Origin of the sequence: Xanthomonas protegens, assembly GCF_038442435.1 — a bacterium.
In the GTDB taxonomy this organism is placed as follows: Bacteria; Pseudomonadota; Gammaproteobacteria; order Xanthomonadales; family Xanthomonadaceae; genus Xanthomonas_A; species Xanthomonas_A sontii.
Genome location: NZ_JAQJCQ010000006.1, coordinates 77,996 through 91,928, shown reverse-complemented (window position 1 = coordinate 91,928; position 13,933 = coordinate 77,996). Strand labels below are relative to the sequence as shown.

Sequence of the window (13,933 nt, the reverse complement as noted above, 5' to 3'; positions counted from 1 at the left end):
TCTTTAACAAATCCCCGCAAAGCGTATGGTCTGAGCGGTTCAGCGGCCGCCGCACTGGTAGGCGGTGAAGCGCTGGTCGCCGTCGACCGGGTCGCCCATCGCCTGCACGGTGTTGGCGCCCACGCCGGGCGCCTCGTTGCGCGCCAGGGTCTCCAGCTCCTCGCGCACCCGCAGCGGGTTGCGCTGGTAGAAGCCGACGCTGCTCTTCACCGACACCACCACCTCGCCGCGCTTCTCGCAGCCGCTGGCGGCCTGACCGGGCGGCAGGACCCGCACCCCTTTGCCTTCCGGCGCCATCGGCACCCAGGTGCAGCCGGCGAGCGTGGCGAGCAGGACGAAGGCGATCGGTAGACGCATGGACGGGCCCGTTGGCAGGTGAAGCCGGATTGTGCCGCAAAACGCTGAATCGGCCATGACACCGTCGGCCCGCCGGCACCGGCAGGCAGCGCGCGCCGGCCCTCGCCGACGCGCGCCTGCCACACTCAGCGCGGCGCCGGGGCCGCCGCCGCCCCGCCCTGCGGCACCCCGTCGGCATCGATCACGGTGACCTCGCCCAGCTTCAGCGCGCGCACCGGCGCCTCGATCTGCTTGAGGTCGCCCACCACCACCCAGGTCAAGGTGTTCGGGTCGAGCATCGACGCCGCCTCGCGCACCTGCGCCGGGGTCATCGCCTCGATCTCGGCCTTGCGCTTGAACACGTAATCATCGGGGCGGCCGTAGCGGACGATGCCGCCGATCGCGCCCATCACCGCGCTGGCGGTCTCGTAGGCGCCCGGCAGGCTCAGGGTCTGGATGTTGCGGATGCGCGCCACCTCCTCCGCCGTCGGCGGCGCCTTGCCGCTCGCGAAGGCGCTGATCTCCTTGTACATCTCCTGCAGCGCCGGGGCGGTCTTGTCGATCTGCACCGGGGCCGAGGCGGTCCACGGCCGCTGGCCGAGGGCGCTGGCCGCGCCGCTGCGCGCGCCGTAGGACCAATGCTTGTTCTCGCGCAGGTTCATGTTCAGGCGCGAGGTGAAGTCGCCGCCGATCACGCCATTGGCGATGTCGAAGCGGACCGTCGCCGGATCGGTGGTCGGCGGCACCAGTTCCGAGGCGAACAGGTTGGCCTGCACCGCGCCGGGCTGATCGATCAGGTACACGCGTGGCTTGGCCGGCCGCGCCACGCGGGCCGGGACCGGCACCGACGGCGCCGTCCCTTCGCCCTTCCAGTCGCCGAACTGCGCGTCCAGCAGCGGCACGATCTCGGCCAGGGTGGTGTCGCCGACCACGATCAGGGTGGCGTGCTCCGGGCGCACCCAGTCGCGGTGGAAGTCGACCAGATCCTCGCGCTGCAGGGCCGCGATCGCCGCCTCGGTGCCGATGCCGCTGAACGGCATCGCGTAGGGATGGCCGACGCCGTACAGCAGCGGCGGCAGCACCCGCATCGCCACGCCGTTGGGCTGCGCCTTCTCCTGACGGATGCTGGCGATCCAGCTGGCGCGGACCCGTTCGATCTCGTTCGGCGCGAAGCGCGGGCGCCGCAGCATGTCCGCGTACAGCGCCAGCGACGGCGCCAGGTTCTCCTTCAGCGCCGACAGGTAGGCATTGCTGCCGTCCAGCGCAGCGCCAGCCGCCAGCGACGCCCCCAATGCCTCGGCCGCATCGGCGAACGCCAGCGCATCGCGCTCGCCGGCGCCATCGTCGAGCATGCCCATGGTGAAGTTGGCCGTCCCCGGCTTGCGCCCCTGGTCGGCGCTGTAGCCGCCCTGGAACTCGTAGCTGAACTGCACCACCGGCACCTCGTGGCGTTCGGCCAGGATCACCGTGGTGCCGTTCTTCAGCGTCGCGCGCTGCAACGTCGGGAACGTCAGTTTCGGAAACTGGGTGGTCTTGGGCGGGCCGGCGCTGCGGTCCACCACGCTGGGCAGGGTGCGGTACTTGGGATCGACCGGCGGCGGATTCAGCGGCGCCGGTTGCACCGTCGGCTCCTCGGCCTGCGCCACGCGTTCGCCCGGCTGCACCAGCAGCGTGTAGTCGCCCTTGCCCAGCCACTTGCGGCCGACGGCGGTGAGATCGCGCGGACGGGTGTCGGCGATGGTCGCCAGCGAGGTACGGAAGCAGCCGGGGTCGCCGGTGTACACCGCGCACTCGGCCAGCACGTCGGCCTTGCCGCCGAAGCCGCCGATGCGCTCGACGCCACGGATGAAGCCGGCGCGGAAGGCGGTCTTGGCGCGCGCCAGTTCGGCCTTGTCCGGCCCCTTGTCCAGCAGCCGGCGCAGTTCCTCGTCGATCGCCGCCTCGACCCTGGCGGGGTCCACGCCCTGCTTGACCATGGCGATGATGCCGAAGCCGGAGCCGAGCTGCGACGGCCAGACCGAGGCGCTGACCATATCCACCAGCTTGTCCTGGTGGACCAGGCGCCGGTCCAGCCGCGAGGAGGTGGCGCCGCCCAGTACCTGCGCCAGCAGTTGCAGACGGTCGACGTCCTCGGTGCCGGTCTGCGCCACGTTCCAGACACGGTAGATCCGCGTCTGCGGCACCTTGTCGGTCATGGTCTCGCGGGTGGACTGGCTGCGCTGGGCCACGTCGACCTTGGGCTGGGCCATGCTCGGGCCGGCCGGAATGTCGCCGAAGTAGCGCGTCACCTTCTCCTTGGCCGTGGCCACGTCGATGTCGCCGGCCAGCACCAGCACCGCGTTGTTGGGACCGTACCAGGTGCGGAACCATTGCTTCACGTCGGCCAGCGAGGCCGCGTTGAGGTCGTTCATCGAGCCGATGACGGTGTGGTGGTACGGGTGGCCGGCCGGGTACAGCGCGCGACTCAGCCGGCTCCAGGCCTGACCGTACGGCTGGTTTTCGCCCTGGCGCTTCTCGTTCTGCACCACCCCACGCTGCTCGTCCAGCGCGGCCTGGTCGATGGCGCCGAGCAGGTGGCCCATGCGGTCCGACTCCATCCACAGCGCCATGTCCAGCGCAGTGGTCGGCACGTTCTCGAAGTAATTGGTGCGGTCGCTGTTGGTGGTGCCGTTCTGGTCGGTGACGCCGACCTGCTTGAACGGCTCGAAGAACTCGCCGTGGTGGTTCTCGCTGCCCTGGAACATCAGGTGTTCGAACAGATGCGCAAACCCGGTGCGCCCGGCCGGCTCGTCCTTGGCGCCGACGTGGTACCAGAGGTTGACCGCCACGATCGGCGCCTTGCGATCGGTGTGCACCACCACCCGCAACCCATTGGGCAGGGTGAATTGCTCGTAGGCGATATCCACCGACGCGGCGGCGGCAGGCCTGGCCGCCGTCGAAGGCGGCGCGTAGCTCAATGCGCCGAGCGCGACGGACAGGGCGACGGCCAGCAGGGCGCCACGCGGGCGGGTCGAGACGGTCATGCGGATTCCTTCTTCCTTGGGGCGAGTGAAACAGCCGGTGAACGCCGATCGTACCGGGCGTACCGCACGGCGCGCAGTCCGCCGTTGTCGCTGACGTCCTTCTGCAACGGCGTCACACCCGACCCGTCAGCGGGTCGGCTGCCGCCGCGGACGGCGCCGCGGTGTCCGCGTCCGGCGTACGCGAGCGCCCGGGTGTCCGCCTGCGGACACGTTGCCCCGGAAAATTCACCAGCAAATACAGCAACTTAAGATTGGCACGCCGCCTGCTTACACATCCTCGAGCGCAAGAGCCACCGGCATTAAGTGAATGAGAGCTTAATAAAATAACCGGAAGCAAAAAAGTTCTTGCAGCCCCTGATTAGGTGTACTACATTACTACCACACCACTGATCAACAACACCAACGAGGCCCGCCATGAAGACCACCGCCCTGCTCCTGACCGCCGCCATCGCCGCCCTGTTTGCCGCGCCGTCCTTCGCCGCCACGCAGATCACCACCCTGGATGCGGTGCAGGTGCGCCCTTCCGCCGAGCAGATCGCCCAGCGCAGCATCGAACAGGCCAGCGACATCGCCACCCTGGCGGCCGTGCAGGTGCGCCCCTCCGCCGAGCAGATCGCCCAGCGCGACGCCGAACTGTCCAGCCGCATCGCCACCCTGGCGGCGGTGCAGGTGCGGCCCTCGGCCGAGCAGCTCGCCGAGCGCAACCAGGAGCAGGCCGCCAGCCAGCACGTGGTGACCCTGGCCACCGTGCAGGTGCGTCCGGATGCGGACATGGGCAGCATGCTGGCGATCGGCGACGTGGTCGGCGAGACGCTGGACACCGCGATGCTGCAGCTGCAGCCGAGCCTGCAAAAGCTGGGCCAGGACCTGGCGGTCGGCCTGGTGCGCTGAATCGGCACCAAGGCCTCCGCGCCGGCGCGTACACTGCGCCGATGATCGCCACCCCAACGCTGCACGTTCTGCTGTACCAGCCCGAAATTCCGCCCAACACGGGCAACGTCATCCGTCTCTGCGCCAACACCGGCGCGCAACTGCACCTGATCGAGCCGCTGGGCTTCGACCTCGGCGACCGTCAGCTCAAGCGCGCCGGCCTGGACTATCACGAGTACGCACGATTGCAGGTCCATGCGTCGCTGGATGCGGCCCTGCAGGCCATCGCCCCGCGCCGCCTGTTCGCCCTCAGCACCCGCAGCAGCACCCGCTACGACACGCCCGCCTTCGCCGACGGCGACGCCTTCCTGTTCGGTCCGGAAACCCGCGGCCTGCCGGACACGGTGCTGGAGCAAGTGCCCGACGCGCAGCGCCTGCGCCTGCCGATGCAGCCGCACAACCGCAGCCTCAACCTGTCCAACGCGGTCGCGGTGGTGGTGTTCGAGGCGTGGCGGCAACTGGGCTTTCCCGGCGCCGACTGAGCGTATGGCGCGCGTCGCCTGGCAACGCGCCGTGCAATGTTCTATCGCTGCATCGCTGACGCAGCATGCGCTGCGGCACCGCAGGCGTCAGGACAGATCGTGCAGGTCCTTGCCCAGCACCGGCCCCAGGCTCCAGTCGGAGAAGCGGACCTTCAATCCTTCCCGTTCCGGCGTGCACGTCATCGGGCCGACGAGGTAGGAGGACGCGACCGGGAACGGGCACAACCGCACCAGCGGCCAGGATTTCCCGTCGCGCGACACTTGCAGGCGCAGCACGCCCTTGTCCACGGTGGCACGCATCCAGAAATCCGACGCGTCCGCTTCGTACGGGCCGGTGGCCCAGTCCGAACGGCCGTCGGTCAACACGCTGCTGAGCATCGGCCGGCCGTCGCTCAGCTCGATCCCGGCCTTCACCCAGCGGCGCTCGTCGACCCGCACCATGAGGCCGGCCTGATCGTAGAGCTGCTCGAACTTGCCGCGCACGCGCAATTGGCAGGTGAAGCGCGCGGGTGCGGCGATGCCGAGGAAATGCCCACTGTCGCGGGTGAACCCGTAATGGGTTTCGCGCCAGAAATCGCTGCCCTTGTCGGTGACGACCTCGAGCACGCCGCCCGGCAGGATCCGATGGACCTTGGGCGCGTTGAGCCAGGTGCCCGCCTCCCAGCCGGACGCTGCCGCCGCGCGCGCACCGGTCGCCAGCACGACGCTGCCGGCGGCGAGTCCGCCCAGGGTCGCCCGACGACCGATATCCACGTCCTGCTCCCCGCAATTCGCCATCGCACTGCTCCTCACGTCGCTGTTTCGGAGGCGCCATCGCGGCGATGGCCTTCGTCGACCTCATTGGCGAATTTGTACATTCGTACCAATTGAGGTGTCAACCGCGAACTGCGATCATCGGCCTCCGTCGAAAACAGCGTTGGACACATGAGCGGCAGGACCTGGCGCCAGGATCCGCACCGGAAGGAAGCGATCGAGCAGGCCACCTTGCGGGTGATCCTGGACCATGGCGTCACCGGCACCACCTTCCGCAAGGTCGCCGAGGCAGCCGGCGTTCCGCTCAGCGCCACCACCTACTATTTCGGCTCGATGCACGACCTGCTGGTCGCCGCGTTCACCCGATTTTCCCAGGAGGTGTCCGCCGACTTCGCCGCCGAAATCCGCACCGCGCAGAACCGCGACCAGGCCTGCGAGGCGGTGGTGAACATCATCTTCGCCGAGGGCACGGCGTCCCCGCGGGTGTTGCTGCTGAGCTACGAACTGTACGCGTTCGCCCGCCGGCATCCGGAGATGACCGCGATCATGCAGCAGTGGATGGCCAGGAGCCGGGCCGCCCTGGAAACACAGTTCTCCGTCGCCGCATCCGCCGCCATCGACGCCTTCATCGAAGGCGCGACGATCCACCGCTCGGTGGTGCCCATGGACAGGCAGCGCGTGCGCGCGGCGATCGAGACGCTTGCCGCGCTGTAGCTTGCCGCGCTGTAGCGTGCCGCTCGCACGCGGTGGGCATCGCCACCTGCGCTGACAGTCCTGAAATTCCCGGTTGCCTGAAATGCAACGGCGCGCATCACAACAATGCATCGCGAGCGCCTGAACAGGGCGTTTAATTTATGGACTAGTCGGTTTGGGATTCAGGGCGAGTTCGGGTCAATAACGGATAATTTACATATCGGCAGCGAACGGCCCCACGCCTCAGCGCCGACAAACCAATAACGAAGGTACCCGATTATGAAGACCTCTCTGCTTGCTCTCGGCCTCCTGGCCACCCTGCCGTTCGCCGCTTCGGCTGCCGAAGGCCTTTCCTACAACTATGCCGAAGCCGGCTACGTCAAGACCGACGCCAGCGGCGGCGATGCCGACGGCTGGGCGGTCAAGGGTTCCTACGCGTTCCACCCGAACTTCAGCGTGTTCGGCGACTTCAACCGCCAGAAGACCGACTTCGGCGACGTGCGCGTCGACCAGTGGCGCGTCGGCGCCGGCTACAACCACGAGATCGCGACCAGCACCGACCTGGTGACCCGCGTGGCCTACAACCGTTTCGCCCCGGAATACGGCACCAAGTTCAACGGCTGGAGCGCCGAAGCGGGTATCCGCACCGCGTTCAACCCGTACCTGGAAGTCTATGCCCTGGGTGGTTACGAGGACTACCTGAAGAAGGACGGCGTCAACCCGGAAGGCACCTTCTACGGCCGTCTGGGCGCCCAGGCCAAGCTGAACCAGAACTGGGGCCTGAGCGCCGACCTGAAGATGGACCGCCACGGCGACAAGGAATGGTTCGTCGGCCCGCGCTTCAGCTGGTAAGCGCTGCCTAGCGCCGCGCGCGTCGTCTCTCTCTCCCGCCGCGCGCGGTTCGGAAAGCCCGGTCCCACGACCGGGCTTTTTTTTGCCTGCCGATCCGGTTCGTCGCTGGCCCACGGATGTGCAGACACAAAAACGCCCGGCCAAGCCGGGCGCTTCCGTGTCCGGCAGTGGCCGGATCAACTGAACAGGGTGGTCGGGTACTCGGGCTTCTGTTCGCGCGCCAGCAACTGCTGCAGGCCGACCGCCGGGGTCAGCTCGCCATGCAGGACCGCGCGCACCGCGTTGGAGATCGGCAGATCGATGCCGTGGCGCTCGGCCTGGCGCATCACCTCGTCGGCGGTCTGCACCGACTCGACCACCTGACCGATCGCACGCACCGCCTCCTGCAGCGGTTGCCCACGGCCCAGCGCCAGGCCCAGCCGACGGTTGCGCGAGAGGTCGCCGGTACAGGTGAGCACCAGGTCGCCGAGTCCGGCCAACCCCATCAGGGTTTCCGGCTTGGCGCCGATCGCCGCAGCCAGCCGCAGCATCTCGTTGAGGCCGCGGGTGATCAGGCCGGCACGGGCGTTGAGGCCCAGTTCCATGCCATCGGCCACACCGGTGGCCACCGCCAGCACGTTCTTCATCGCCCCGCCCAGCTCGGCACCGACCATGTCGTCGCCGGTATAGGCGCGGAAGGTCGGGCCGTGCATGGCGCCAGCGACCTGCTGCGCGAACGCGGCATCGCCGTGCACGGTCACCGCGGTCGGCAGGTCCAGGGCCACTTCCTTGGCGAAGGACGGACCGGTCACGACCGCCAGCGGTACGTCCTCGCCGAGGATCTCCTGCGCCACTTCATGCAGGAAACGCCCCGACCCGGGCTCGAAACCCTTGGTCGCCCAGGCCACGCCGGCCTGCGTCGGGCGCAGCGGCGCGAGCTGGCGCAGGGTTTCGGTGAACGCATGCGACGGCACCACCACCAGGATCCAGTCGGCGCCATCGATGGCCTCCGCCAGGTCGGTGGTGGCCTGCAGGCCCTCAGGCAACGCGATCCCGGGCAGGTAGCGCGGGTTTTCGTGGCGCTGCCCGATGGCCTCGGCGACCACGGCATCGCGACCCCACAGCACGGTCGGATACCCGTGCCGTGCGGTCAGCGACGCCAGCGCCGTGCCCCAGGAGCCGGCGCCGAGGACGGCGATCTTCTTCTTGGCGTTATCGCGCATGCGCAACGGCGAACGCGCTCAGGCGTTGCCGGCCGGCTCCGAATCGGCCAGCGACTGGCCCTCGCCCTGCTGCGCGCGCTGGCGCAGGGTCTCAGCGTACAGGGCCTCGAAGTTGATCGGCTGCAGGAAGAACGGCGGGAAGCCGCCGGCCTGGATCAGGTCGCTGACCAGCGAGCGCACGTACGGGAACAGGATGCTCGGGCACTGGGTGCCGAGCAGCACGTCCACCGCCTGCGGGTCCAGGCCGACCAGGCCGAACACGCCGGCCTGCTGCACTTCGGCCACGTAGGCGGTCTTGCCGCCGGCGGTGCAGGTCAGGGTCACGGCCAGCACGACTTCGAAGGCCTGCTCGTTCAGCTGCTGCACGCGCTGGTTGAGGTTGAGCTGCAGTTCCGGCTGCGCGTTGTCGTTGAATACCGACGGCGCGTTGGGGGACTCGAAGGACACGTCCTTGACGTAGATCTTCTCGATGGTGAAAGCGGGACCGGCCGCGGCGTCGGCCGGCGCCGCGGCGCCGTTGTTGGTGAGGTCGGACATTGCTTGACTCCGGTGGATTCGGTAACAGAGAGAAACGGGATTATCACACGCCGGCCGCGACCCTCGAGGTCGGGCCGGACGCAGTGTCTCAGCGGCCCTTGACCAGCGGCAGCTCGGCCTGCTGCCAGGCGGCGATACCGCCCTCGAGCACGTAGACCTGCTCGAAGCCGGCCTTCTTCAACTGCTTGGCGGCGCCGTCGGCGGTGGTGCCGGTGCGGCAGACCAGCACCACCGGCTGCGCCTTGGCGTTGGCCACCAGCTTGTGCTCGGGGCCGAACTGGCTGGCGGTGGCATTGCGGCTGCCGGCGATGTGCCCCTTCTCGAAATCGGCCGAAGCCGACAGGTCGACCACCACCGCATTGCCGGCGTTGATCAGGCGGGTCAGCTCGGCCGGCCGCAGGCTCTTGTAGCCACGGAACAGGCGCGCCACTTCGGTGACGATCAGGGCGATGGTCAGGCCCACCAGGGCCAGGGCCAGCATCGGGTTGCGGCCGGCGAAGGCCAGCAGTTCTTCGAAGTTCACGGGACTCGGGGGCTGGAAGCGGGCGCCGATTGTCGCACAGCTCGGCGACCGCGCTACTGGCCGTTCCACAGGTCCGGCAGGCCGTCCTGCAGCCACCAGGTCTTGGCCTCGGGGTCCCAGCGCCAACGCTCGCGGTAGCGGACGATGCGCTCGGCCTGGGTATTGCGGTTGATCACGCCCAGTTCGATCTCGCGCAGCGCCTCGCCGTCGCCGACCGCGCCGCCGCCGACCTTGTAGGAGGAGACCTGGATCTGCCGGTAGCGCTCCAGTTGCAGGTCGGTCAGCGGATGCGCCTGGCGGTAGGCCGGGTCGACCACCTGCCAGGCGGTCTCGAACTCGCTCCAGCGGACTGCCGCGGCGTAGGCGGTCTGCAGATCGTCGAGCTTGCGCTGTTGCGCGCGGCTGCCGGCCACGGCCGCGCCGGTCCAGCCCAGCAGCAACAGCAGCGCGAGCGCGCGGAACATCGAAGGCATGGGCAGCGTCCAGGTGGCGGCGCGCGGGGCGCGCGATCCGCGCATCCTACCCCTTGGCGATGGCCACGAAGCGACCGCTCAGGGTCGCCGCCGCCGCCGCGCCGGGCGCGCCGACCTGGGCCTGGATGCCGATGCGGGCGCGGCCGCGCTGGCGGAAGGTATTCACGAACACCCCCCAGTCGGCCTCCGCATCGGCATTGGCCTGGGCGTGCAGATCGGCGTACAGCGGCGCCAGGTAGCGCACCTGGCTGTCGGCGACGTAGACGTCGGCCTGCAGGCCGGCGCGGTGCAGCTCGCAGTTGACCAGCCCCCAGCCGGCCAGGGTCATCACCGAGCCCAGGCTGCCGCCGAAGGCGTTGCCCTTGTCGTTGATGTTGGCCGCCAGCGGTGCGACCAGTTGCAGGCGCTGCTCGGCATACTCGTGCACGGCGACCTGCAGCGCCGCCACCGGCGGCATGGCCTGGAACTGCCGCTGCAACTGCTGCAGGAACGCCTCGAAGGAAAGATCCGCTGCCATGATGCGATTGTGCTGCCGGTGGGGGCTCGCATAATGCCTGGCATGAGCGCGCATGCAACCGCCGCCCCGGCCTGGACCCTGATCTCGCTGCGCCCGCAGGGCGAGCACGCGCCGCTGCGGCGGGCCGCGGCGCGCTGCGGCGCACGGGTGCTGGCGGTATCGCCTTGGCGGCTGCGGCCGCGCGCCGATCCCGCCACCCGCGCGGCCCTGGCCGCGGCGCTGGACGCGCCGCGGGTCATCGTCAGCAGCCCGGCGGCGGTGCGCGCCGCCGCGGCGCTGCAGCCGCTGGCGGCACAGCCCGGCCAGCGCTGGCTGGCGGTGGGCGCAGGCACGGCGCGCGCCTTGCGCCAGCACGGCATCACCGAAGTGGCGACGCCGGCGCGGATGGACAGCGACGGCCTGCTGGCGCTGCCGGAACTGGCCGCGCACGACCTGCCGGTGGGACTGATCACCGCCCCCGGCGGCCGCGGCCTGATCGCCGCGCACCTGCAGGCGCGCGGCACCCCGCTGCTGCGCGCCGACGTGTACGTGCGCGAACCGGTACGACTGCGTGCGGCCGACCTGGCCCGCCTGCGTGCGGCGCCGCCCGGCGTGCTGGCGCTGAGCAGCGGCGAGGCCCTGCAACAGCTGCTGGCACAATTGCCGGAAGAACTGGCGCAGGCTTGGCGCACGCGTCCGGTCGTCGCAGCCAGCGCACGCCTGGCCACCCTTGCCGCGGACCTGGGCTTCGTCGACGTCGCGCAGGCGGCCGGGCCGATGCCGCAGCAGTTGGTCGCCGCAGCGGTCGCGATCGTAACGCGCTCGCCACCTCGCTGAACGCGGACCGCCGCCCGGCTTGCGGCCGCAGTGCCGCTCACGCCATGCTCCGGCGGTGCCGCGCCGACCGCCGCCTTGCTCGCGACGGGCGACGGCCCCCAGGACGCTGCCGATGACCGACGAAATCCCGATCACGCCTCGCCGTTCCACACGCTGGATCTGGTTGCTGCTGGTGCTCGCCACGCTGGCCGCGCTGGCGTTCGCCGGCTGGCGTGGCTGGGATTGGTGGCAGGCGCGCAGCGCGCGCGAACTGGCCCAGCAGTCGGACCTGCAGCAGCAACTGCAGGCCTTGCAGCAGGCCCAGGACAGCCTGCGCCGCGACCAGCGCGCCACCGCGCAGCGGCTGCAGGACGCGGCCAGCACCAACCGTGTGCTGCGCGACGAGATGCTCGGCCTGAGCCAGCGCAGCGCACTGCTGGAGGCCAATGTCGCCAAGCTCGCCGATTCCAACCGCCACGGCGCGCAGGCGTTGCGCCTGGACGAGGTCGAACTGCTGCTCAACCAGGGCCAGCAGCGGCTGCTGCTGGCCGGCGATGCGGCCGGCGCGCGGCGTGCCTACGCGCTGGCCAGTGGTGTGCTGGACGGCATCGACGATCCGCAATTCCTCAACCTGCGCCAGGCGCTGCTGCAGGAACGCACTGCGCTGGACGCGCTGGGCGACGGACCGCAGGCACGCCTGGCCGCGCAACTGGATGCCTTTGCCGCCAGCCTCGCCACCCTGCCGACGCAATTGCCGGAGAACGCGCAACAGCCGCTGTGGCAGCGCCTGCTGGCGCCGCTGGTGAAGATCCGGCCCTCGCAGGGCGGTGTGTTGGTCGCCAGTTCCGAGCGGGTCTCGGCCCACGACGCGCTGCAGCTCGACCTGACCCTGGCGCGCGCGGCGCTGGAACGCGGTGACACGCGTGGCTATCGCAGCGCCCTGGCCGGCGCCGGGCGCTGGCTGTCGCGGCTGTGGCCGGAGTCGCCGCAGCTGCGTGAACGCCGCGCCGCGCTGCGCACCCTGGCCAATGCCGATCTGCGCCCGACCATTCCCGAACTCGGAACCACCCTGCAACAGTTGCGCGCGATGCGCGACGCAAGGAGCCCGTCATGAAATCCCTCCGTTCCCTGATCGTGCTGTTGATCGTCATCGCGCTGGGCGTGATCGGTGCGCAATGGCTGGGGCAGGACCAGGTGCGCCAGCTCGGCGAGGTGATCGTGCGCGTCGGCGGCACCGACTACATCGCCTCGCTGCCGCAGGCCTCGCTGCTGCTGGTGATCGCGTTCCTGGCGCTGTGGCTGGTGTGGAACGTGCTCAGTTTCCCGTTCCGTGCCTGGGGCCGGCGCCGCCGCAAGCAGTCGCGCGCGCGCCTGCTCGACGGTCTGGCCGCCGCCCACGCCGGCCAGTGGACGCGGGCCGAGAAGCAACTCAACGCCGCCGCCGAAGACCCCGAGGTCAGCGCCATCGCCCTGATCGCCGCGGTGCGCGCAGCCGATGCGCGCGGCGACCGCGAGGCGACCGAGCGCCACCTGCGGCGCCTGGCCGAACGCGATGCCGCCGCGCATGCGTTGCTGCTGGCCGAACTGCATCTGGAGCAGCAACGCCCGGTCGATGCGATCAATGCGCTGGACGTGGCCGCGGCGCAGCCGCTGCCGCCGCGTGGGCTGTTGCTGCGCACCGAGGCGCTGACCCGCATCGGTCGTGCCGGCGAGGCCTACGGACAGCTCGGCGCGATCCGCCAGCAGCAGGCGTTGCCGCTGGAGGCGATCGCGACGCTGGAAACGCGCCTGGCCGCGGCCTCGCTGGACCAGGCCGCCGATGCCAATGCCCTGGCCGAGCGCTGGGAGAGCCTGCCCAAATCGCTGCGCAGCGAGCCGGCGGTGGTCGCCGCCTACGCGGTGCGCGCGGCCGCCCTGCGCTGGGACGATGCGGCGCTGCGCAGCCTGGAACAGGCGCTGGACACGCGCTGGGACGAAGGCCTGGCCGCGCTGTACGGACGCCTGCCGGTGGAGAAGTACGATTCGCGCCGCGCCAGCGCGCAGCGCTGGCTGCAGGCGCATCCGGACAGCCCGGCGCTGTTGCTGACCCTGGCGCGCCTGGCCAGCCGCCAGCAGCAGTGGCCGCAGGCGGAGGAATTCCTGCACCGCGCGCTGGCGCTGGGTGCCGGCGCCGAGGCCTGGGAAGTGTTCGGCGACGGCTATGCCGACGCCGGCGACATGCTCGCGGCGCAGCGCTGCTACGCCAATGCGCTGCGCGTGCAGCGCGGCGAGCTCGCCCAGCCGCTGCCCGAGCCGGTCGCGCCGGTACCCCCGATCGCGCCGGCGCCGGACAGCACGGAACGCCGCGACGACCATGGCTTCCCGCGGCTGGAGGGTTGAGTCCGGTAAGCACGCGGGGCAGGAGCGGCTCTTGGTCCTCTTTCGGGATCAGCCACGACGCGCCTGTTCGGTAATGCCCGTCGTAGCGAAAAGACAGCGCCAATAAACTGCTTCTCCTCAATCGAACAGCAGTTGGTGTGCTTGTAGGAGCGGCTTCAGCCGCGACGGGCGTTCCCGGTGAAGCGCGTCGCGGCTGAAGCCGCTCCTACAGGACGCTTCCGGCTCTTCCCAAAGCCACGCCTACCAGACGACGCCGCATCACGCTGATCCGTGGCGAAAGCGCCTCATGGCTGTCACCAAACACGGCAGCACGGCCGTCTCGCGCCGAGACCGACGCGCGAGGGCGAGATCCCGGTAGCGCGTCAGGGTTAGGACTAACGTCGCGTGACCATGCCACCCGCGCCTCAAGCATCCGCACCGACGTCGCCGTACAGCATC

Annotated in this window: 15 protein-coding genes; 7 read left to right on the top strand and 8 right to left on the bottom strand. The window is 70.1% G+C overall.

The features are described from left to right. Window positions 1-39 precede the first annotated feature (39 nt). Both PIQ37_RS08935 and PIQ37_RS08930 read right to left on the bottom strand, forming a co-directional pair. Window positions 40-357: a DUF4156 domain-containing protein gene (locus PIQ37_RS08935; protein ID WP_017907737.1), complete on the bottom strand. Its 318-nt coding sequence runs from the start codon at window positions 355-357 to the stop codon at window positions 40-42. 125 nt (window positions 358-482) lie between these two features. Beyond that, window positions 483-3,359, bottom strand: a complete 2,877-nt coding sequence (locus PIQ37_RS08930) for a M16 family metallopeptidase (RefSeq protein ID WP_342073191.1) — start codon at window positions 3,357-3,359, stop codon at window positions 483-485. Window positions 3,360-3,773: 414 nt separating this feature from the next. On the opposite strand from PIQ37_RS08930, the gene PIQ37_RS08925 reads away from it, so the two are divergent. Then, window positions 3,774-4,250, top strand: coding sequence for a hypothetical protein (locus PIQ37_RS08925; RefSeq protein ID WP_342073190.1), 477 nt, complete (start codon window positions 3,774-3,776; stop codon window positions 4,248-4,250). Between the two features lie 41 nt (window positions 4,251-4,291). After that, window positions 4,292-4,771, top strand: coding sequence for a tRNA (cytidine(34)-2'-O)-methyltransferase (locus PIQ37_RS08920; RefSeq protein ID WP_017907740.1), 480 nt, complete (start codon window positions 4,292-4,294; stop codon window positions 4,769-4,771). Between the two features lie 87 nt (window positions 4,772-4,858). Here PIQ37_RS08920 and PIQ37_RS08915 read toward each other — a convergent pair whose 3' ends face one another. Then, window positions 4,859-5,548 carry a DUF1349 domain-containing protein gene (locus tag PIQ37_RS08915; RefSeq protein ID WP_342073189.1) on the bottom strand — a complete coding sequence of 230 codons (690 nt, stop codon included), beginning with the start codon at window positions 5,546-5,548 and terminating at the stop codon, window positions 4,859-4,861. A gap of 147 nt (window positions 5,549-5,695) precedes the next feature. Between PIQ37_RS08915 and PIQ37_RS08910 the strand changes: the two genes are divergently transcribed. Beyond that, on the top strand, window positions 5,696-6,238 hold the full coding sequence (locus tag PIQ37_RS08910) for a TetR/AcrR family transcriptional regulator (protein WP_267115284.1): 543 nt from the start codon (window positions 5,696-5,698) through the stop codon (window positions 6,236-6,238). Window positions 6,239-6,496: 258 nt separating this feature from the next. Continuing rightward, entirely contained in the window at window positions 6,497-7,069 is a 573-nt protein-coding gene (locus PIQ37_RS08905; RefSeq protein WP_019800298.1) for an OmpO family porin, read from the top strand. A gap of 176 nt (window positions 7,070-7,245) precedes the next feature. On the opposite strand, the gene PIQ37_RS08900 is transcribed toward PIQ37_RS08905, so the two are convergent. The 5 genes from PIQ37_RS08900 to PIQ37_RS08880 form a co-directional block, all read right to left on the bottom strand. Next, complete coding sequence (locus tag PIQ37_RS08900) at window positions 7,246-8,271, bottom strand: NAD(P)H-dependent glycerol-3-phosphate dehydrogenase (RefSeq protein WP_342073188.1); 1,026 nt, start codon at window positions 8,269-8,271, stop codon at window positions 7,246-7,248. An 18-nt stretch (window positions 8,272-8,289) separates the two neighbouring features. Further along, entirely contained in the window at window positions 8,290-8,808 is a 519-nt protein-coding gene (secB, locus tag PIQ37_RS08895; RefSeq protein WP_017907745.1) for a protein-export chaperone SecB, read from the bottom strand. 88 nt (window positions 8,809-8,896) lie between these two features. Then, the gene (locus tag PIQ37_RS08890; protein WP_017907746.1) at window positions 8,897-9,331 is read right to left on the bottom strand and encodes a rhodanese-like domain-containing protein; all 435 of its coding nucleotides are present in this window, start codon (window positions 9,329-9,331) and stop codon (window positions 8,897-8,899) included. Window positions 9,332-9,384: 53 nt separating this feature from the next. Further along, window positions 9,385-9,804, bottom strand: coding sequence for a hypothetical protein (locus PIQ37_RS08885; protein ID WP_026144149.1), 420 nt, complete (start codon window positions 9,802-9,804; stop codon window positions 9,385-9,387). Window positions 9,805-9,850: 46 nt separating this feature from the next. Beyond that, window positions 9,851-10,321: a YiiD C-terminal domain-containing protein gene (locus PIQ37_RS08880; RefSeq protein WP_342073187.1), complete on the bottom strand. Its 471-nt coding sequence runs from the start codon at window positions 10,319-10,321 to the stop codon at window positions 9,851-9,853. A gap of 42 nt (window positions 10,322-10,363) precedes the next feature. Here PIQ37_RS08880 and PIQ37_RS08875 point away from each other — a divergent pair, with 42 nt between their 5' ends. The 3 genes from PIQ37_RS08875 (at window position 10,364) to PIQ37_RS08865 (ending at window position 13,495) form a co-directional block, all read left to right on the top strand. Continuing rightward, on the top strand, window positions 10,364-11,137 hold the full coding sequence (locus tag PIQ37_RS08875) for a uroporphyrinogen-III synthase (protein WP_342073186.1): 774 nt from the start codon (window positions 10,364-10,366) through the stop codon (window positions 11,135-11,137). A 112-nt stretch (window positions 11,138-11,249) separates the two neighbouring features. Then, the gene (locus PIQ37_RS08870; RefSeq protein ID WP_019801780.1) at window positions 11,250-12,230 is read left to right on the top strand and encodes a uroporphyrinogen-III C-methyltransferase; all 981 of its coding nucleotides are present in this window, start codon (window positions 11,250-11,252) and stop codon (window positions 12,228-12,230) included. Next, window positions 12,227-13,495: a heme biosynthesis HemY N-terminal domain-containing protein gene (locus tag PIQ37_RS08865; protein WP_342073185.1), complete on the top strand. Its 1,269-nt coding sequence runs from the start codon at window positions 12,227-12,229 to the stop codon at window positions 13,493-13,495. Before PIQ37_RS08870 ends, PIQ37_RS08865 begins: the two co-directional genes overlap by 4 nt. Window positions 13,496-13,933 lie beyond the last annotated feature (438 nt).